The organism is Ewingella allii (genome assembly GCF_044430645.1).
GTDB lineage: Bacteria > Pseudomonadota > Gammaproteobacteria > Enterobacterales > Enterobacteriaceae > Ewingella > Ewingella allii.
This window is the reverse complement of record NZ_JAWUDN010000001.1, coordinates 713456-732102: the sequence shown is the minus strand read 5'-3', so window position 1 is coordinate 732102 and position 18647 is coordinate 713456. Positions and strand designations below refer to the sequence as shown.

At 51.2% G+C, this 18647-nt stretch carries 18 protein-coding genes and 1 tRNA gene; 6 read left to right on the top strand and 13 right to left on the bottom strand.

All coding sequences use genetic code 11. From position 1 onward, the window contains the following. Positions 1 to 55: 55 nt before the first annotated feature. A complete protein-coding gene (locus SBO83_RS03565) occupies positions 56 to 658 on the bottom strand; it encodes a thymidine kinase (protein ID WP_353502373.1) in 603 nt (200 codons plus the stop codon). A gap of 659 nt (positions 659 to 1317) precedes the next feature. Between SBO83_RS03565 and hns the strand changes: the two genes are divergently transcribed. After that, the gene (gene hns, locus SBO83_RS03560) at positions 1318 to 1725 is read left to right on the top strand and encodes a histone-like nucleoid-structuring protein H-NS (protein WP_034791036.1); all 408 of its coding nucleotides are present in this window, start codon (positions 1318 to 1320) and stop codon (positions 1723 to 1725) included. Between the two features lie 219 nt (positions 1726 to 1944). Here the strand turns inward: hns and SBO83_RS03555 are convergent, their stop codons facing one another. From SBO83_RS03555 to rssB, 3 genes are all read right to left on the bottom strand, one after another. After that, entirely contained in the window at positions 1945 to 2952 is a 1008-nt protein-coding gene (locus tag SBO83_RS03555; protein ID WP_396130469.1) for an NAD-dependent epimerase, read from the bottom strand. 8 nt (positions 2953 to 2960) lie between these two features. Continuing rightward, on the bottom strand, positions 2961 to 4304 hold the full coding sequence (locus SBO83_RS03550; protein WP_353503984.1) for a UDP-glucose dehydrogenase family protein: 1344 nt from the start codon (positions 4302 to 4304) through the stop codon (positions 2961 to 2963). Positions 4305 to 4524: 220 nt separating this feature from the next. Further along, positions 4525 to 5538 (bottom strand): two-component system response regulator RssB, encoded by a 1014-nt coding sequence (rssB, locus tag SBO83_RS03545; protein WP_353502375.1) that lies wholly within the window; start codon positions 5536 to 5538, stop codon positions 4525 to 4527. Positions 5539 to 5746: 208 nt separating this feature from the next. On the opposite strand from rssB, the gene SBO83_RS03540 reads away from it, so the two are divergent. The 3 genes from SBO83_RS03540 to SBO83_RS03530 all read left to right on the top strand — a co-directional run bounded on the left by SBO83_RS03540 (position 5747) and on the right by SBO83_RS03530 (position 7394). Further along, positions 5747 to 6211 carry a YchJ family protein gene (locus tag SBO83_RS03540; RefSeq protein ID WP_396130468.1) on the top strand — a complete coding sequence of 155 codons (465 nt, stop codon included), beginning with the start codon at positions 5747 to 5749 and terminating at the stop codon, positions 6209 to 6211. A gap of 59 nt (positions 6212 to 6270) precedes the next feature. Beyond that, entirely contained in the window at positions 6271 to 7119 is an 849-nt protein-coding gene (gene purU, locus SBO83_RS03535) for a formyltetrahydrofolate deformylase (RefSeq protein WP_034791047.1), read from the top strand. Positions 7120 to 7309: 190 nt separating this feature from the next. Continuing rightward, positions 7310 to 7394: transfer RNA gene (locus SBO83_RS03530), tRNA-Tyr, on the top strand. 148 nt (positions 7395 to 7542) lie between these two features. On the opposite strand, the gene SBO83_RS03525 is transcribed toward SBO83_RS03530, so the two are convergent. Both SBO83_RS03525 and SBO83_RS03520 read right to left on the bottom strand, forming a co-directional pair. After that, positions 7543 to 9642 (bottom strand): peptidase domain-containing ABC transporter, encoded by a 2100-nt coding sequence (locus SBO83_RS03525; RefSeq protein ID WP_353502377.1) that lies wholly within the window; start codon positions 9640 to 9642, stop codon positions 7543 to 7545. After that, the gene (locus tag SBO83_RS03520) at positions 9629 to 10915 is read right to left on the bottom strand and encodes an efflux RND transporter periplasmic adaptor subunit (protein ID WP_396130467.1); all 1287 of its coding nucleotides are present in this window, start codon (positions 10913 to 10915) and stop codon (positions 9629 to 9631) included. Before SBO83_RS03520 ends, SBO83_RS03525 begins: the two co-directional genes overlap by 14 nt. A gap of 573 nt (positions 10916 to 11488) precedes the next feature. Between SBO83_RS03520 and SBO83_RS03515 the strand changes: the two genes are divergently transcribed. Beyond that, the gene (locus tag SBO83_RS03515; protein ID WP_396130466.1) at positions 11489 to 11680 is read left to right on the top strand and encodes a chemotaxis protein; all 192 of its coding nucleotides are present in this window, start codon (positions 11489 to 11491) and stop codon (positions 11678 to 11680) included. Between the two features lie 110 nt (positions 11681 to 11790). Here the strand turns inward: SBO83_RS03515 and SBO83_RS03510 are convergent, their stop codons facing one another. The 6 genes from SBO83_RS03510 to pspA all read right to left on the bottom strand — a co-directional run bounded on the left by SBO83_RS03510 (position 11791) and on the right by pspA (position 15890). Continuing rightward, a complete protein-coding gene (locus SBO83_RS03510) occupies positions 11791 to 12858 on the bottom strand; it encodes a TIGR01620 family protein (protein ID WP_396130465.1) in 1068 nt (355 codons plus the stop codon). Continuing rightward, the gene (locus SBO83_RS03505) at positions 12855 to 14252 is read right to left on the bottom strand and encodes a YcjX family protein (RefSeq protein ID WP_396130464.1); all 1398 of its coding nucleotides are present in this window, start codon (positions 14250 to 14252) and stop codon (positions 12855 to 12857) included. Before SBO83_RS03505 ends, SBO83_RS03510 begins: the two co-directional genes overlap by 4 nt. After that, complete coding sequence (locus SBO83_RS03500; protein WP_034791061.1) at positions 14227 to 14475, bottom strand: phage shock protein PspD; 249 nt, start codon at positions 14473 to 14475, stop codon at positions 14227 to 14229. The genes SBO83_RS03505 and SBO83_RS03500 overlap by 26 nt, the downstream gene beginning before the upstream one ends. 69 nt (positions 14476 to 14544) lie before the next feature. Then, positions 14545 to 14904: an envelope stress response membrane protein PspC gene (pspC, locus tag SBO83_RS03495; protein WP_396130463.1), complete on the bottom strand. Its 360-nt coding sequence runs from the start codon at positions 14902 to 14904 to the stop codon at positions 14545 to 14547. Continuing rightward, a complete protein-coding gene (gene pspB / locus SBO83_RS03490) occupies positions 14904 to 15131 on the bottom strand; it encodes an envelope stress response membrane protein PspB (RefSeq protein WP_034791064.1) in 228 nt (75 codons plus the stop codon). Before pspB ends, pspC begins: the two co-directional genes overlap by 1 nt. 87 nt (positions 15132 to 15218) lie before the next feature. Next, positions 15219 to 15890 (bottom strand): phage shock protein PspA, encoded by a 672-nt coding sequence (pspA, locus tag SBO83_RS03485; protein WP_034791066.1) that lies wholly within the window; start codon positions 15888 to 15890, stop codon positions 15219 to 15221. A gap of 286 nt (positions 15891 to 16176) precedes the next feature. Between pspA and pspF the strand changes: the two genes are divergently transcribed. Then, positions 16177 to 17187, top strand: a complete 1011-nt coding sequence (gene pspF, locus SBO83_RS03480; protein WP_396130462.1) for a phage shock protein operon transcriptional activator — start codon at positions 16177 to 16179, stop codon at positions 17185 to 17187. 232 nt (positions 17188 to 17419) lie between these two features. Here pspF and zigA read toward each other — a convergent pair whose 3' ends face one another. After that, positions 17420 to 18607 (bottom strand): zinc metallochaperone GTPase ZigA, encoded by a 1188-nt coding sequence (zigA, locus tag SBO83_RS03475; RefSeq protein WP_396130461.1) that lies wholly within the window; start codon positions 18605 to 18607, stop codon positions 17420 to 17422. Positions 18608 to 18647: the final 40 nt, after the last annotated feature.

Below are 18647 nucleotides of genomic sequence, written 5' to 3'. Positions count from 1 at the left end.
GGGTTTTTTATTTGTGCTCAAGTTTGAGTGCTTTAGCTAAATATAACGTGGCTTATTACGCCTTTGGGGCCTTCTCAGCGCATGCCGCCATGGCCTCTTTAAAGTGCTTACGGCATACCGATACATAGCTCTCATTGCCACCTATAACCACCTGTGCGCCATCGTGCATAGGTTCGCCTTGCTCATCCAGACGCAGCACCCTATTCGCCTTACGACCGCAGTGACAGATGGTTTTCAACTCGACCAGCTTATCGGCCCAGGCTAAGAGATATTCACTGCCCTCAAAAAGCTCACCGCGGAAGTCTGTCCGCAGTCCGTAGCAGAGAACGGGAATATCCAGACTGTCCACAACATCGGTTAATTGTGCAATTTGTGCTTTAGTGAGGAACTGGCTTTCATCTATTAATACGCAGTGCACGGTCTGCTCACGATGCTCGTGTGCAACCAAACCAAACAGATCACTATCTTTATTATATAACTGGGCTTGCGAAGACAATCCGATACGCGAGCTCACCTTCCCCACGCCAAAGCGATGGTCAAACTCTGCAGTTAATACCAAGGTGCGCATACCACGTTCTTGGTAGTTATAAGATGACTGCAGTAGAGAGGTCGATTTCCCTGCATTCATGGCCGAATAGTAGAAATAAAGCTGAGCCATAAAATGGTGACTCCGTAAGTATATTGAAAGGTTAACCACTAAGTGGCCAATTGTATCATAAGCCTTACGCTGACTGACATTCGCTTGTGAGCGAGCAGCAAGTGGCCGTAAAACAGTGCTTTATTTCAAATTTCAAAGTCACAGTTATTTACAATCGAATATTAGGAATAAGTTTAAAGTTTATAAGTGTTTTGCTTTTTTAGCCGGTCATAGAACCCGCGCCAAGACCCATATAACAGAACTAAAACAACATTTAGCCTTATTAAGCCCCCCCCCCTTAACCTCAGTTGCCTAAGCATTTAGTGTTCTCAAACTGTTCAGCCGTGGCACTAATAGACAAGAACTTGTTAACGCTCCCCTTACATTACAAGCCACACCAGGCGTGGGTTAGAACTCAATTTATTTGTGAGCTGTGGCCACTGAGTTATAAAAACTGCTGCATCAAGTCACAAAAAAACGCCTGCCAACATATTGAAATTTAGCTTACAGCCACCCGTTAAATAGTGCTCTTTAAGACGGTTATATTTTTATCAGTGAATGTAATTATGCTTATAATTGGTAAATTCGAGTGAACTAAACAAATTGGCTATTGCAGAACGCTAAAGAGCAATCTATTATTAGCTCAACGCCCCCCACCAATATAATTCGAGACTAGTATAATGAGCGAAGCATTAAAGATTCTGAACAACATCCGTACTCTCCGTGCCCAAGCAAGAGAATGTACTCTGGAAACATTGGAAGAGATGCTTGAGAAATTAGAAGTTGTAGTTAACGAGCGCCGCGAAGAAGATACTCAGGCAGCTGCTGAAATCGAAGAACGTACTCGCAAACTGCAACAATACCGTGAAATGCTGATTGCCGATGGCATTGACCCTAACGAATTGCTGCAAACTATGGCTGCTACTAAAGCTACTGGTAAAGCGAAACGTGCTGCGCGTCCTGCTAAATACAAATACATCGACGAGAACGGCGAAAACAAAACTTGGACTGGCCAAGGTCGTACTCCAGCTGTGATCAAGAAAGCTATCGAAGAGCAAGGTAAATCACTCGACGATTTCCTGCTGTAATCTTCTTGATGTAATAAAGTATTACCGCTTCAGCTTAATACGTTTTGAAAAAAACCTGCCTTTCGAGGCGGGTTTTTCATTTTTAAATCTGCATATATTTCCTTCTATCAATACTTGAATGCCGTTAACGCATCGATGAAATATCCATCACTTCCCCATCTATGAAAAATGCGGGCATAAAAAAGGCCGCCTAAGCAGCCTCTGTTATCCGGATTGCGGTTACCGCTGATAGAATTCGCGATACCACTCCACGAAACGTTTTACGCCTTGCTCAACTGACGTCTCAGGACGGAAACCAATCGCCTTATACAAAGCCTCTGTATCCGCGCTGGTGTTCAGCACGTCCCCAGCCTGCATTGGCAGCATGTTCTTATTCGCTTCAATGCCCAGAGCCGTTTCCAGCGCTTTTATATAGGTCATCAGGCTGATGGGATCACTGTTACCGATGTTATACACCACATAAGGCGCTGAGCTGCCGGCGGTGGAGCCCTCTTCAACCGTCCAGTCCTTATTCGCCACCGGTACGACGTCCTGCAGGCGCACCACGGCTTCTGCGATATCGTCAATATAGGTGAAGTCGCGGTTCATTTTGCCGTGGTTATAAACATCAATGCTCTCACCCGCCAGAATAGCCTTAGTGAACTTAAATAAGGCCATATCTGGACGGCCCCAAGGGCCGTAGACGGTAAAGAAGCGCAGCCCAGTGGTTGGCACGCCGTAAAGGTGCGAATAACTGTGAGCCATAAGCTCATTGGCTTTTTTGGTGGCGGCATACAATGAAATAGGATGGTCAACCGAATCCTCAGTAGAGAACGGCTGCTTTCTATTTAAGCCATAAACCGAGCTGGATGAGGCATACAGCAAGTGCCCCACTTTATTATGGCGACAGCCTTCCAGCACATTAACGAAGCCGATCAAATTAGAATCAGCATAGGCTAAAGGGTTTTGCAGCGAATAACGCACACCGGCCTGAGCACCTAAATGAATCACCCGCTCAAACTTATGCTCGGCAAACAGATCGGCCATGGCGCTGCGATCCGCCAGATCTAATTTAATAAATTCAAATTTTGAATTATTTTGCAGAAGTGCTAAGCGCGCTAATTTCAGATTAACGTCGTAATAATCATTCAGATTATCAATGCCAACGACCTGATGCCCCTCTTCCAGCAACCTTTTGGCCACAAAGCATCCAATAAATCCAGCAACTCCTGTAACTAAAAACTTCATATACTCCCCTATAAAACTGGATTAATTGAAGCGCCACGGCCAATCGCGTAGTAAGTAAAACCACGCTTAAGCAAACGCTCAGGATCAAACAAATTACGACCATCAAAAATAACCGGATTTTTTAACGCGTCTTTTAACACGTCAAAATCTGGCGCGCGGAAGTTTTGCCATTCGGTACAAATGACTAAGGCATCGGCCCCATGAAGCGCTGCTTCTTTGGTTCCCATTAATTCTAAATCGTCACGATGACCATAGATGCGCTGAGTTTCATTCATCGCTTCGGGATCATAAGCCTTAATTTTTGCACCTGCCGCCCACAATTGCTCCATCAGCACCCGGCTTGACGCTTCGCGCATGTCATCGGTATTAGGTTTAAATGAAAGCCCCCACAATGCGAAGGTCTTACCCTGCAGGTCTTTACCAAAGTGGCGATAAATAAACTCAGGAAGCTTATATTTTTGCTGATAATTAACTTGCTCAACGGCTTGTAATATTTTCGGCTGGTAACCAATCTGTTCAGATGTGCGAATAAGCGCCTGAACATCTTTTGGGAAGCAGGAACCGCCATAGCCGCAGCCAGGATAGATAAAGTGATAACCAATGCGGGAGTCTGAACCTATGCCCTGACGCACTTTTTCAATATCGGCGCCCAGTAACTCAGCCAAATTAGCCATTTCATTCATGAAACTAATTTTAGTCGCCAACATACAGTTAGCGGCATATTTGGTCAGCTCGGCGCTGCGGATATCCATCAGGATCATGCGATCATGATTGCGGTTGAAAGGTTCGTAGAGTTCGCGGATAGGATCGATGGCGTTGGGGTTATCTGTCCCAATAACAATTCGCTCAGGACGCATACAGTCGGCAACTGCCGCACCCTCTTTCAAGAATTCTGGGTTGGAGATGACGTCAAATGCAATCTCACAGCCACGCGCGACTAAAGCAGCACTCATCACTTCGCGAACTTTATCCGCGGTGCCGACAGGAACGGTGGATTTATCAATCACCACTTTTGGCGATGTCATGTGTTCAGCAATAGTGCGGGCCACCGCGGTGACGTATTTCAGATCTGCCGAGCCATCTTCATCTGGCGGCGTACCCACGGCGATGAATTGGATCTGGGCATGGGCTACGCCCTCTTTGGCGTCAGTGCTGAAACGCAGACGACCAGCTTCATAGTTTTGCTGTACTAGTGGGGTCAGACCCGGCTCAAAGATCGGGATTTGGCCATTCTTCAGGTTTTCGACTTTTTTCGCATCAACGTCAATACAGAGAACTTCATGGCCAACTTCTGCCAAAACCGCAGCTTGTACCAGTCCAACATAACCGATACCAAATACAGTAACTTTCATTGGAAAATTCCTAGCGTAAAAATTTTTAAGGGGATTCAGAACACCCGCTATTATTACTGCCGCGCAGTATAACAGGTTCGCTGTGTAGCGCGCCTTCAAAGGCATACCTTGGATGACAAAACAGCGGACTAGAATGAGAAAAACCAGAAAAGCAGGCGTTCAAAATCCATTATTTGGCTACTGAACAGGCTCTCAAAAGCAGTCATCTTTCTCCAGCCTGTTATTCAGTCGAAAGCATTAACCTTAAGCGGCCACCGGCGCCCCACACCTGACACTGGAAGGCGTCACAGCGCTGGCTTATTTGATTCGAAAAGGTCGAGCCAGTGGTGCCCAAAGGCACGCCATTGCTCAATTGAATCTGATTACTGCCGGTATTAACGTTGGCATGCAGCCCGGCGCTCACCAAAATAAGGTTCTTTTGCTCGGCGTGATAATACCCCAACAGCAGCGGAAACTGACCTTCAAGTCGTGCCTGTTTGAACACTTGATTAACTTGTTTAAGCAGCGTTGACATCTGGGGAAGGCGTTGGTGTTGGTTACTCAGGTGCTCGCGCAATAAACCGTTGAAAATCGCCCGCAGCAGTAAAGCCGCCAAGACGCCGTTTTCTTTCGCCCGAGTCACATCGAGGCAGTAAAAACCGAGATCTTTAGAAGAGAGAGCCGCGATGTCCAACACCAAACCGGCATTTTCGGCCATCGTCAGCTGGCGATAGTTAACCCGGCAGCCAGCCAAGGTTTGTTGCACCGGAGGCTGTAATTCTTGCAGCAGCCTTGCGGCTTCATTGGGGTTGCGACACAAAGCTTCCCAGTCATTCATCAGATCGCTTTTTTGTAAAACGTCGGAAGAGAAGAGTTTTGGATAGAGGCTAGTCAGCAAGGCATCGCGCAGCCGTTGGAGGTCATTGATTGGCTTTAGCAGCACGTCTTCCACGCCCAGTCTGAGCATGGTGGCGACGTCGGTCATTTTGTCAGTGGCGGAGATAACCAGCACGGGAATTTTAATCCCCTGCAATCTCAGGTTTTCAACAAACTCAATGCCGCCCATCTCTGGCATCGCCAAATCGCACAAAATCAGGTCCGGGGGATGGTCCTCTACCAGCTCAAGCGCATCAAGGCCGTTAACTGCTTCCGTGTAGGTTGCCCCCAACGAGCTCACGAACCCCGCCAGCACCGACCGGAAAACGGCTTCGTCTTCGACGATCAGAATGTGCTTGCTTGTAAGTGGCTTATCCATCGGGGTCCCCCTGCATATCTTCTCTTAATAGTGGCCCATAAAACCCGATTTTGCTTGTCAGAATTGTCAGATTCGTGCAAGGACGAGTTAATGACCGAGGAACAACCCTCAGTAAGTGCGTTGTCAGCCAGCGAGGTTGTTAGGTAACATATCGCCAACTTGCATTCAATAGCGCGCCTTGCGCTGCCAACGCCATTCAGGAGCTATTTTGTCACAGCCTTGCCCTTGCGGGAGTGGAGAAGTATTCGAAAAGTGCTGCCAGCCTTTTTTACTTAACGCCCAAATTGCCCCGACGCCTTCAGCCTTGATGCGCTCGCGCTACAGTGCTTATGCCATGCAAGATGCTGATTATTTGATTGCCACCTGGCATGCAGACTGCCAGCCAGAACGCTGGAGAGAGAGTCTCGAAGAGGGTTTTAAAAATACCCATTGGTTGGGGTTGAACGTCATCGACGCACAGCCGGGTAAGCAGGCAGATGAAGGTTATGTAGAATTTGCCGCTCGTTTTAAAGAGCCAGATACAGAAGAGATTCATTTAGTTCACGAGCGTTCGCGCTTTCTTCGCGTGAATGAACGCTGGTACTATATTGACGGAATTAAACCCCAGCCGGGCAGGAACGACATTTGCCCCTGTGGTTCAGGTAAAAAATATAAGAAGTGTTGCGGTCGCTGATTCTGCCCGCACTATTTTAACGATATCCAGTAGACGCTTAGGACAGGATCCACACCCCCATGCCGCAACAAAATATACAAACTAAGGTATTACGCACCATTTGCCCGGATGCTAAGGGCCTGATCGCCAAGATCACCAACATTTGCTACAAGCATGAATTGAACATCGTGCAAAACAACGAGTTCGTTGATCACCGCACCGGGCGTTTTTTCATGCGTACAGAGCTTGAAGGGATTTTCAACGATAATACGCTATTGGCCGATCTCGACAGCGCGCTGCCGAAAGGCTCAGTGCGCGAGTTGCATAGCACCGATCGCCGTCGCATTGTGATTTTGGTGACCAAAGAAGCCCACTGTCTGGGCGATTTGCTGATGAAATCGGCCTATGGCGGTTTGGATGTTGAAATCGCCGCAGTTATTGGCAACCATGACACGCTGCAAACGCTGGTTGAGCGTTTTGATATTCCGTTCCACTTAGTCAGCCACGAAGGCCTGACGCGCGAGCAGCATGACAGCGCAATGATGGAGCAAATCGACCAATATCAGCCGGATTACGTGGTGTTAGCGAAATACATGCGCGTGCTGACGCCGGGCTTTGTACAGCATTATCCGCATCAGGTTATCAACATTCACCACTCCTTCCTGCCCGCCTTTATCGGCGCGCGCCCTTATCATCAGGCCTATGAGCGCGGCGTGAAAATTATCGGCGCGACGGCGCACTATGTGAATGACAGCCTGGACGAAGGTCCAATCATCATGCAGGACACTATCAACGTCGATCACACCTATACGGCAGAAGATATGATGCGCGCCGGTCGTGACGTGGAGAAAAACGTGCTGAGTCGCGCGCTGTATCGCGTACTCGCCCAGCGCGTGTTTGTTTACGGCAATCGCACTGTTATTCTGTAATTCGCCTAAATTGGCGGTGTTTTTTGTTCAGAGAAGCACCGCCAAGGGCAAAAAAACAACAAACGAACATTTTTAGCGGTTTCAGGACTTTACACCGCAGTTTCATTTGGTATTATGCGCCCCGTTCACCGCAACAGCCGAAGCGTTGAATGCAGTATGTAGTAAACAATTCGAAATCCACGAATTTCGTGGTGGGGTTCCCGAGCGGCCAAAGGGAGCAGACTGTAAATCTGCCGTCATCGACTTCGAAGGTTCGAATCCTTCCCCCACCACCATCTCCAAGCATCAAGTCTGAATTCCTTCTCGATAAAAAAAACAATCTAAAACAACAACATTTATCTTTTATTGTTTTAATTCCAACCCTATTCTAGACCTTAAACCAAGCCTTCCCCCCAATCCCGAAGAGAAGGCCTGATTCAATCCCTAGCCGAGCTTAATCACCCGATCTGCCGTTTCTATGGTGGATGGCCGATGGGCGATGAAGATCCTGGTGATCTCCAGTTCGCTGATGGCCTGATTAATCTTGGATTCATTATCCAGATCTAAATGGCTGGTCGCTTCATCAAGGAACAGAATCGCCGGGCGACGGTAGAGCGCGCGGGCAATCAATAACCGCTGTTTCTGCCCGCCAGACAAACTGTTGCCTAACTCGCTGATCAGCGTTTCATAGCCCATCGGCATCTTTTCAATATCATCATGAATGTTGCAACGGCGAGCACAATCCACAATGCGCGCCTCATCCTTCTGCTCATCAAAGCTGGCAATGTTCTCGCCAATTGAACCGGCAAACAGCGTGTCGTCCTGCAACACACAGGCAATACAGCTGCGGTAATTGTTCAAACCGGCGGTAGTAATATCCATGCCGTTAATCAATACGCGGCCCTGCGTAGGCGACAGCAGCCCGGTCATGATCTTCATCAGCGTGGTTTTACCTTGCCCAGACGGCCCAACAATCGCCACACTCTCTCCCGCCGCCACGGACAGGTTCAGGCCGTTGATTAATGGCGCGGACAGGCTGTCATACTGGAACACCAGGTCGCGCACGTCGAGGGACGCCGCCTCGCCGCCGCGCAGCAGTTCGCGCTCGGGCAAGCTCTTCTCGGTGTCGGTCAGCGCGATATCGGCGATACGATCGCGGTGTAGCGAAAGCATCCTCAGCTGTAAAACCATATTGAGCAGGTTGGCCGCGCGCTCGGAGAACTGCCCGCGATAGGTGTTGAAGGCGACAAACATCCCTAATGTCATATGGCCGTCGATCACCTGACTCGCCCCCAGCCACAGCAACGCCACCTGATCGAGAGTGGCAATCAGCGTATTACCGCCGGCAAACATCATCTCAAACTTAGTCTTGCGCACCGTGGCATTGGCGTTATCAATGTTCATATTGAGCCAGAAGTTGGCGCGCGTCTTCGACAGCCCCAGCGCCTTCAGCGTACTAATGCCATACAAGGTTTCCATAAAGTGGGAACCGGCACGGGCGCTTTTGACAATTTGCTCCTCGGACACCTGCCGATAGGCGTTATAGGTCGAAAGCCTAAAGATGACGTAAATCGCGGTGAAGCCAAGAATGACCCATATCAGCCAGCCGCCGTACAGCACCATCATCACAATCAGGCCGATGGACATGATGCCGTCGATAATACTGTTGACCACGTTAGTGGTCAGCGTGGTGCGCAGCGTGTCGAGAGAGGTAAAGCGCGACTGAATATCGCCCAGTTTTCGCTTCTCGAAATAGTCCAGCGGCAGCTTGAGCAGGTGGTCAAACAGCCGCGCTTTCCACTGCACGTCAATCAGCGTACTCATCACCAAAGAGGTCCAGGCGCGCAGCATGCTCACGCCGGTGCGGAAGATGATGAAGAACAGCAGCCCGAGGCAAATCAGAGTCAGCAGGTCGGGGTCTTTGGCGGGGATCACGTGGTCCATGACCAACTGCATGCCGACCGGCAGTAGCAGGTTGACCGACTCAATCATCAGCGATAGGCAGAAAATCTTGGTCAGCGCCGGGATTAAGCCGCTGACGTTGCCCATCATTTTGCGCAGATTCAGGCGAACGCGCGGCTTTTCCGAGGTAAAGCCGCTGTCAGGCCACAGCTCCAGCGCCACGCCGGTGAAATGTTCAGACACCTCGCGGATACCCAGCGAGCGCTGACCAAAGGCCGGGTCGTGAATAATCACTTTGCCCTGCTTCACCGCCACCAGCACCACGAAATGGTTAAGATCCCAGTGCAGAATGCAGGGGGTTTTCAGCGCATTCAGCTCATCAATGTCGAGCTTAAGGGCGCGAGACTTCAGCTCCACCGAGGTGGCAATATCCATCAGGGTGCGCAGGGTCGCGCCACGAGATGAAATGCCAAAACGCTGGCGCAGACTCTGCAAATCAACATGCTTGCCGTGATAACCGCAGACCATCGCCAGACAGGCCAACCCGCACTCGGCGGCCTCGGTTTGTATGATTTGCGGGACTTTATGACGAAAGCCGAAATGCAGACTGTTTGCCAGTTCGCGCACGTTATCGAGATTCATTGATCGGCCCCACCACACTTTTCTTCATGCTGTAATACGGAGATAGCATCCACTGATAGAGCGGGCGTTTTTCGAGGAACATCGTAGACTCCGCTTTCATGCCACTGGATAAATTGAGCGTTTCGCCATGCCAGTTGAGCTGGCTTTTATCTAAGGAAACAATCACTTTGTAATAAGGCCCGCTGACCGTGCCATTAGGGTTCTTCGGCGCGCTAGAGTAAGAGTTCAACTCCTGCTCGGACACCGGTGCGGAGGAAACGGACTCAACTCTTCCGGGGAACTGGCCATATTTTTCAAACGGATAGGCTTCGTAGCGAATATTGATCTCCTCCCCCGGCTTGACGTAAGGCACGCTTTCATTGGGCAGCCACGCTACCAGAAAGAAAGGTGAATTCTTGGCCGGAACCAATTGCGCCAGGCTGTCACCGGCATTGACCATCTGCCCCGGCGTCACGCTGAGTGAGGAGATCTTGCCGTCGGTCGGCGCAGTGATCAGTAGCGAGCCTTTAGCATCGGCCTCGGCCAGCTGGCGGTCTAAGTCATTGCGCTGCACGCCGTACTGCGAAATCTGGTTGTCGAAATCGGCGGCGCGTGTCACCAGCTCACTGCGCAAGTTGGTTATCTGCAATGATTCTTGGATGGATTGCGTATTAAGGCTTTGGAAGGAGGTTTGCTGTTGATAGAACAGATAGCGCTGGTTATTCAGCTGATCGGTATTAATTAATCCCTTGCGCTGATAAGCGCCATAGTTCTGCATGCTTTTTTTCATCGCATCCAGCCCTTGCTGCGCCGACGCCACCATGTCCTGCGACACCTTGTGCGCCTTCTCATATTGCTCGAGCTGCTGCTGCAAATTGTCCAGCGTAGTGCGCTTGTTGTTTTGCAACTGATTAATGATGGTGTCTATCTGGTCACGCTGTTTATTAATCGCCGACAGCGTGGTGGTGCTGACATTACCGGCCTGAGTCACCCGGCTGACGTCAATTTGATACAGCGGCTGGCCCTTTTTGACCGTTTTGCCGGTTTCCACCATCAGATTAGTGATCACACCCTGCTCCGGACTGAATAAATTAATGCTATGAGGCTGAGTGATCACTTCGCCACTCACATTAATCCGGCGAGTGTAATTGGAGAAAATCAAGAAACTGAGCAGCGCGATAAGAAAGAGAGCAGTCAGCGAGGTGACTACCCAAACCGGCCACCCCGCTAACAGAAGTGCCTTACCGGCCCAGTGGTTCTGTTGATGTTCATTTACTTCTTTGCGAAAGAGCATCTAGCTTAACCCTCAATGAACATGATGTTGAAACCTCTGGATAATGTTCATTGAAAGATAGTCAGGGGTGGGTAAAGTGGCAACCGTGATTCCTCTGAAATAGATGAGTTTATTGATAAAGTTGACCTCTGCTTTATTTATCACCAATTTAAAAGTTTCGGCTCTAATATTCAATTACGCTGCGTGAATATTTCCTTTGCTGATTATCTGCTAAGCAATAGCAAAATAGTTATATCAATCTCGGCTTTAAATAAACAAAAACTAAACAGGTTGATCAGCGGGAAATAGACATTTTCGCAATGCTCTCATCAGCTTATTTAATAATCACTAAGAATGATGAATGACGGATAAATATAAATATCAAAAAGCTAAAATTTTAATTCATTTAAAATCAATGAATTACATAGATATTACATTTATGGAGATTATTCCTAATCCCCTCAGCCGCTGAGTGTCCTAGGCTTAAGTCACATGAAGACATGAGTACGAAACAAATATCTTTCTTACTCCTGTATTCATCGGATCTCAGGACGTCGGGATCTCAGTTTTCACAAACTAAGAGGATGACCCAAGATGAAACAGTTAACAGAACGTGACATTGAAATGGTTAATGGTGCTGGTTGGTCGGAAGATGTAAATAAAGTTGCTGACCGCCTGTCAAACTTTGGTCAAAAAGCGGTAGATGATACCAGTAATGCGGTGAATAAGGCTTATGGCCAAATTTCAGACGGGCTGGGTAGAGCTTACAATTATTTGAACTCCTAGTCTGGCGGTTAATAGCATCTAAACCTAAGAGCTCACAACCTGAGTTTACGATTGGGTTCATACAGGCGCTCACCTCGGTGAGCGCCTTCTTTTTGCCGAAAACCAATTAGCTACACCCCAACATTGCGCTTATCGGTTTTCACCATGCTAGCCTTCAGCTTGCCGATTAACTCACTGCGGAAATCTCCCAGCTTCGGCTTATCCCCTTCCAGCCAAGGCAGCGGGCGGCAAAGCTCCATGGTTTTGATACCTAAACGGGCGGTCAGCAACCCGGCACCAATCCCCTGCGCCGCACGGGCCGAAAGGCGAGCCGCCAAGTCCTGCGACATCCAGTCCATACCCACTTCGCGCACCATTTCAGACGCCCCGGCAAAAGCGATATTCAACATCACCAGTCGGAACAGGCGCAGGCGGCTGAAATAGCCCAACTCAATGCCATACAGCACGGCGATGCGATTCACCAGACGCAAATTGCGCCAGGCGATAAAGGCCATATCCACCAGCGCCAGCGGGCTGACGGCGATCATCAGCGCCGACTCGGCCGCCGAATTGCTGATTTCGCGCCGCGCCTGAGCGTCTAATACCGGCTGGACCAGCCGGGCATAAAGCTCAACCACTTCGCGATCATTCTGGGTTTCGTGCAGAGAAGCCTGCCAACGCTGCAAGGCCGGATGGCTTTTATCCAGCCCGGCCTGCCCGGCCAACTTCTCACAGAAAGCGCGCCCCTGCCCTAACCCATGACTGTGCAGCAAATCGCGAGCAACGTCGCGCTCGTCGGCACGCTGGCGCAGGCGATACAAACGCCGCCATTCGGTGAGCAGCGAACCGACGCCCGCCACCACGATTAGCCCGCCCGCGGTGCAAGCACCCAGCGCAACCCAATCCTGCTGGATCCACGCGGTATGCACCCACTGCACGCCCTGAGCTATCACGCTGACGCCAAACACGGCGGCGCCAAGACGCACCATTTTGCCCCACAGGCTGCGGCGCGGCTTCAGCGCGCGGTTAATCACCGCCTCGGCTTCGCCCTCTTGCTGCTCAATCTCGGCTTCGCTGGAAACCGGCAAAAAGCGCTCGGCCTGAACGCCGTCAAACGCCTGACCGGCGCGCAACACGGGCTGTTCCGGCTCCTTGATATTCTGTTCGAAATCGATACGCGGTTTGATAGGTTCGCTCATCGCATTTTATCTCCCAGTAAAAACTCCATCACGGCGTCCAGCCGAATGTGCGGCAAAGGCGCGTCCACGCTGGTTTCGCGCGGGCGGAATTCATCAAAATGGAATCCTTGCTGCTGCCAAAATGCCGCGCCTGGCAGTCTGGCAGGCACTTCTCCGGGGAACACTGTGAGGGGCGCGCCGTCTTGCAGACGATGCCCCTTCAAGGCAGGCACTGACTGGCCCTGATATTCCACTATCCCGGTTTCGGTGGCCTGTACCGAGGCTAAACCCGCGCAGTCCATGCTGATGCCTTCAAAGGCGGCGTTCTGCCACGCCTCCTGCACCAATTGTTGGAGCAGCGACACCAGATTGGCATGCTGATCGCCCGTAATATGGTCAGCCTTGGTGGCGGCAAACATCAGCTTGTCGATGCAAGGATTGAACAGCCGGCGGAACAGCGTGCGCTTGCCATAGTGGAAACTCTGCATCAGCTGCGTCAGCGCCAGTCGCATGTCGTTAAACGCCTGCGGCCCGCTGTTTAAGGGCTGGAGGCAGTCCACCAGCACAATTTGGCGGTCGAAACGGACGAAGTGATCCTTATAGAAGCCCTTCACCACCGACTGGCAGTAATAGTCAAACCGCGCACGCAGCATGCCTAAATTACTGTTCTTGTCGGCCTGCGCCAGCTGGGCGTCGCTGTACTTTTGCATCTCAGGCCATGGGAAGAATTGCAGCGCCGGTGCGCCGGCCAAGTCACCCGGCAGCACAAAGCGCCCCGGCTGAATGAAGTGCAAGCCTTCCTGTTTGCAACGATGCAGGTAGTCGGTATAGGCCTGAGCGATGGCCGCCAACTGGTTTTCGTCGGCCGGGTCCAGTGGGTCACACTGCTGACAGAGTTCCAACCAAGGCTTGGCCCATTCGGCGCGATCCCCTTGCAGCAGGCCCGCCATCTGCCGCGACCAGTCGAGATAGTTCTGCTCCAGCATTGGCAAATCCAGCAGCCATTCGCCGGGATAATCGACAATTTCTAAATAGAGCGTGGAAGTATCTTTGAAGTGGCGCAGCAGCGACTCATTGGAGCGATAGCGCAGGGCCAGGCGGATTTCACTGACGCCGCGCGTCGGCGTCGGCCAGTTCGGCGGCGTACCGTGCAGCTGGGCAATGCCTTCATCGTAAGTAAAGCGAGAGATACCGAGATCGCGCTGCGGCACGCGCTTGACGCCAAGCAGGCGCTCTTCGCGGGCGGCGGAGAAAAGGGGTAAACGTGCGCCGCTGTGTAGGTGCAGCAGCTGATTGACGAAGGCGGTAATAAAGGCGGTTTTGCCGCTGCGGCTAAGACCGGTCACCGCGAGGCGCAGGTGCCGGTCCATACCGCGATTGACCAGTGAATTAAACTCGTTTTGTAGTCTTTTCATTGCTCTCCGTGGCGTAGCGCCCAAATAACGCGGTCAATATTCTTTTGAACAGGGGCTCTAATAATAGTGCTAAAACATAACGCAGTGGACCTTTTCCTACCACGCCCAGGACGCGAGCGGCCATACCAGCAGGCACAAAAGTCAGTGCAACCATAACGGCGAATCTGAACACTTTCTTCAGCAGGCTGCGATTACCCGGCAGCGAGGAAGTCAGAGTACGCATAAATAAACTCCTTAGCGGGTGGAGGAAAAGGTCCGAAGCCGCACAAAGCCGCTTCGGCAAATAGGGGTGTTATAACTGGCGGAAACGGCTGCGAACGCCAAAAGTTTCCGAGGTCACGTAACGCTCAACCTGACGCAAACGCTGCTCGCTGGCTTTCAATTCGCGGTCTGCTTCATCCAGCAAATTTCTCGGTGACGGCTGATTTTCATCATCAAACTCATGGGCCGGAGCCGGTTCAAGCACAAAGCACAGCACGATGTATGCCACGACGGTAAACATAAACAGGCCGAAGAAAATAGACAGCACGGCCATCACGCGCAGTAACATCACCGGCACGCCAAGATAGTGGGCTAGCCCGGCCAGCACGCCTTTAAACACGCCCTCTTCCGGCACGCGGTACAACTTTCGTTCTGAAAGACTCTTCGCCATTATGACTGCCTCCAGCTTGGGTGCTCGGCATCCAGAATCTCTTCTAGCGCCTGAATACGTTCGCGCATGCGGCGCGCGTCTTGTGTTAACTGAGCGAGGTTTTGCTTCTCATGCTGGGTTAACTGATTGCCACTTTGCGATCGGTTGCTGTAGTGCAGCCACAACCAGATAGGTGCGACAAACAGCACAAAGATGGTCAGTGGAATGGCTAAAAACAGGAAGCTCATTGCATCTCCTTATGAGTCTTATTACTGCCGGGAACGACATTTATCCTGCAACAACCTGCCTGCGAACAGGCAGGTTTCTCAAGCGAATTACGCGTCCTGATTGCCTTGCATCTTAGCTTTCAATGCCGCGATTTGCGCACTGATTTCATCGTCAGCTTTCAACTCAGCAAACTGCTGGTCCAGTGACTTCTTTTTGCCGATGCTAACGCTTTCAGCTTCAGCTTCCATGTGGTCGATACGGCGTTCGAACTGCTCGAAACGCGCCATGGCTTCGTCAATTTTACCACTGTCTAGCTGGCGGCGAACGTCGCGTGAAGAAGACGCCGCCTGATGGCGCAAGGTCAGCGCCTGCTGGCGAGCGCGGGTTTCGGTCAGTTTATTTTCCAACTCACCAATTTCCGACTTCATGCGATCCAGCGTTTCTTCAACCACCGTCACTTCATTTTTCAGCGTGGCGACCAGATCAGCCAGCTTTTGCTTCTCAATCAGCGCGGCGCGAGCCAAATCGTCTTTATCTTTACGCAGAGCCAGCTCGGCTTTGTCCTGCCATTCGGCCTGTTGGGCTTCGCCTTGCTCGATACGGCGGTTGAGCTGTTTCTTTTCCGCTAAGGCGCGAGCCGAGGTAGAACGCACTTCCACCAGCGTATCTTCCATTTCCTGAATCATCAGGCGCACCAGCTTCTGTGGATCTTCAGCTTTGTCCAACAGGTTATTGATGTTGGCATTTACGATGTCAGCGAAACGAGAAAAAATACCCATAGTCAAAATTCCTCTTTGATTCTGTTGGCCTCCGGCAACTCCGGGCAACAAGTCTTAAAACGTCCGGCTACATGTTACCGGTGAATACTGCCAGCCATTCAAAACGACTGCGTGTAATACCTATATCAAATCCCGTGCCAACTTTTTTATTTCACTATCCATATGATTTATATCTATTTTTATTTTTAGGTCGATTTGTGGTTATTTGACGTATGATTAAATTAACTAAAAATTAGTTTTTTTCACCACCCATTTTAGCCACTAAATCACCGTACATGGAGAAATAATGACCGAGACCACCGACAACCTATTGGGCGAAGCCAATGCGTTTATCGAAGTATTGGAGCAAGTTTCTCAATTGGCGAAGTTAAATAAACCGGTGCTGGTCACCGGCGAGCGCGGCAGCGGCAAGGAGCTGATCGCCCACCGTCTGCACTATCTTTCCCCGCGCTGGCAGGGACCTTTTATCTCTTTGAACTGCGCCGCGCTGAATGAAAACCTGCTCGACTCCGAGCTGTTTGGTCACGAGGCGGGGGCCTTTACCGGCGCGCAAAAACGCCATCTTGGGCGATTCGAGCGCGCCGACGGCGGCACCCTGTTTCTTGATGAGTTAGCCACCGCCCCGATGCTGGTGCAGGAAAAGCTGTTGCGAGTGATTGAGTATGGGCACTTGGAACGCGTCGGCGGCAGCCAGCCGCTACAGGTGGATGTGCGCCTGGTCTGCGCCACCAATGACGATCTGCCCGCCTTAGCCGCCGAAGGTAAATTCCGCGCCGACCTGCTCGACAGGCTGGCTTTCGACGTGGTTCAGCTGCCGCCGCTGCGCGAGCGCCAGCAGGACATCATGCTATTGGCCGAACACTTCGCCATCCAGATGTGCGGCGAGCTGTCACTGCCGCTGTTCCCCGGCTTCACCCCTCACGCGCAACACACCCTGCTAACCTATCGCTGGCCGGGCAACGTGCGTGAGCTGAAAAACGTGGTGGAACGTTCCATGTATCGTCACGGCAGCAGCGACGTCCCCCTCGACAACATTATTCTTAATCCCTTTGCTCGCCATAACGCGGCCTCAGAGGAGCCTGCACCTGAGACTCCCCCCGCCAGCGCTTTACCTACCCTGCCGGTGAATTTGAAGCAGTGGGTCAACACGCAGGAGAAGCAGTTAATAGAGCAGGCGTTGCAGCAGGCGCGTTTTAATCAGCGTAAAGCTGCCGATTTACTGGATGTGACTTATCACCAGCTGCGGGGAATGTTGAAGAAGCATGATATTCAGGTGAAGGGCGATGAGAACGGCTAAAAAAGGGCAAAAAAAAAGCCAGCACCCGAGCTGGCTAAGTAATACTGGAAGCAATGTGAGCAATGTCGTACCGATTAAGTGAGTCCCAAGCGGGTCCCCCTCAAGCGATGAAAGGATGATAATGGTTATCAGTATCGTCTGTAAAGTGGTTTGTTGAGAATTTTTCTCATTACCACACTAACCATGCAACTACTTGTTTCTTCTGAACTAATAGCCCTAATTTCCCTATGGATCACCATTCTGGAAAGGGATCGGCCATTTCTAGCCATCTATCAATACCTTCCGCCATTTGCTCGACGCTTAACAGGCAGTCGTCGAGCCTGCGCACGATCTCTTCCTTATTTAAGTTCTGCCCGATAAACACGATCTCTTGGCGCATATCGCCAAACGGCTCCTGCCACTTTTCCATAATATGGGCTCGGGTTTCTTCATCTTGCGGCCAGTCGCGCTCCGGCAAAGCTTTCCAGAAGATCCCGGCCAGACCATAGCGCGCGATGCCCCCAGCCTGACTCCAGTTCCCCGCGTGTCGCGGACGAGTGGCAAGCCAGAAGAAGCCTTTGGAGCGCAATAAGGTGCCGCCGCCCCAGTCGCCGTGCACCACGCGATAGAACTTATCGGGATCAAAAGGCCTGCGTGCGGTGTAGACAAAGCTGCTGATGCCGTACTCTTCGGTTTCCGGCTGGTGCTCGCCGCGCAGCTCTTTTAGCCAGCCCGGCGCTTGTTGCGCCTTGGTAAAATCAAAACGATGGGTGTTGAGCACGCGATCCAGCGGCAAGGTGCCCGGCGCAATCGGAATAATGTCAGCTTGTGGATTGAGACTTTGCAGCAGCGCAATCACTTCGCGCTGCTGGAAGCTGTCGAGCAGGTCGGTTTTGCTCACCAGCAGCACGTCGCAGAATTCGATTTGATCGATAAGCAGGTCGGTCACGCTGCGCTCATCATCTTCGCCGAGACTCTCCCCGGCCTCCTGCACGCTACGCGCCTCTTGATACTGCTGCATAAAGTTGAGGCCATCGACCACCGTCACCAGCGTGTCGAGACGGGCAAATTTCGACAGGCTGTTGCCCTCTTCGTCTTCAAAGGTGAAGGTTTCAGCTACCGGCAATGGCTCAGAAATGCCGCTCGACTCAATCAACAGATAATCAAAGCGCCCGGTTTGCGCCATTTCGCGCACGGAAATCAGCAAATCTTCGCGCAGCGTGCAGCAGATGCAACCATTGCTCATCTCCACCAGCTTCTCCTGCTGGCGGTCGAGGGTGATTTCATTGGAGACCAGCGCGGCATCAATGTTGACTTCACTCATATCATTCACGATAACCGCCACGCGCAGCCCCTGACGATTATTCAGAATATGGTTAAGCACGGTGGTTTTACCTGCGCCAAGAAAACCTGACAGCACGGTAACGGGTAATAACGCCATAAAGACCTCAGTAGAAATGAAGCAGGCCGAAACGACTCAG

What these genes read in the sequence shown, in the direction of transcription:
- hns (WP_034791036.1), top strand. Translation starts at nt 1,318, where the DNA reads ATGAGCGAAGCATTAAAGATTCTGAACAACATCCGTACTCTCCGTGCC.
- SBO83_RS03510 (WP_396130465.1), bottom strand. Translation starts at nt 12,858, where the DNA reads ATGAGCGAACCTATCAAACCGCGTATCGATTTCGAACAGAATATCAAG.
- pspF (WP_396130462.1), top strand. Translation starts at nt 16,177, where the DNA reads ATGACCGAGACCACCGACAACCTATTGGGCGAAGCCAATGCGTTTATC.
- pspA (WP_034791066.1), bottom strand. Translation starts at nt 15,890, where the DNA reads ATGGGTATTTTTTCTCGTTTCGCTGACATCGTAAATGCCAACATCAAT.
- rssB (WP_353502375.1), bottom strand. Translation starts at nt 5,538, where the DNA reads ATGGATAAGCCACTTACAAGCAAGCACATTCTGATCGTCGAAGACGAA.
- pspB (WP_034791064.1), bottom strand. Translation starts at nt 15,131, where the DNA reads ATGAGCTTCCTGTTTTTAGCCATTCCACTGACCATCTTTGTGCTGTTT.
- SBO83_RS03505 (WP_396130464.1), bottom strand. Translation starts at nt 14,252, where the DNA reads ATGAAAAGACTACAAAACGAGTTTAATTCACTGGTCAATCGCGGTATG.
- purU (WP_034791047.1), top strand. Translation starts at nt 6,271, where the DNA reads ATGCCGCAACAAAATATACAAACTAAGGTATTACGCACCATTTGCCCG.
- pspC (WP_396130463.1), bottom strand. Translation starts at nt 14,904, where the DNA reads ATGGCGAAGAGTCTTTCAGAACGAAAGTTGTACCGCGTGCCGGAAGAG.
- SBO83_RS03515 (WP_396130466.1), top strand. Translation starts at nt 11,489, where the DNA reads ATGAAACAGTTAACAGAACGTGACATTGAAATGGTTAATGGTGCTGGT.
- SBO83_RS03555 (WP_396130469.1), bottom strand. Translation starts at nt 2,952, where the DNA reads ATGAAGTTTTTAGTTACAGGAGTTGCTGGATTTATTGGATGCTTTGTG.
- zigA (WP_396130461.1), bottom strand. Translation starts at nt 18,607, where the DNA reads ATGGCGTTATTACCCGTTACCGTGCTGTCAGGTTTTCTTGGCGCAGGT.
- SBO83_RS03520 (WP_396130467.1), bottom strand. Translation starts at nt 10,915, where the DNA reads ATGCTCTTTCGCAAAGAAGTAAATGAACATCAACAGAACCACTGGGCC.
- SBO83_RS03565 (WP_353502373.1), bottom strand. Translation starts at nt 658, where the DNA reads ATGGCTCAGCTTTATTTCTACTATTCGGCCATGAATGCAGGGAAATCG.
- SBO83_RS03550 (WP_353503984.1), bottom strand. Translation starts at nt 4,304, where the DNA reads ATGAAAGTTACTGTATTTGGTATCGGTTATGTTGGACTGGTACAAGCT.
- SBO83_RS03500 (WP_034791061.1), bottom strand. Translation starts at nt 14,475, where the DNA reads ATGCGTACTCTGACTTCCTCGCTGCCGGGTAATCGCAGCCTGCTGAAG.
- SBO83_RS03525 (WP_353502377.1), bottom strand. Translation starts at nt 9,642, where the DNA reads ATGAATCTCGATAACGTGCGCGAACTGGCAAACAGTCTGCATTTCGGC.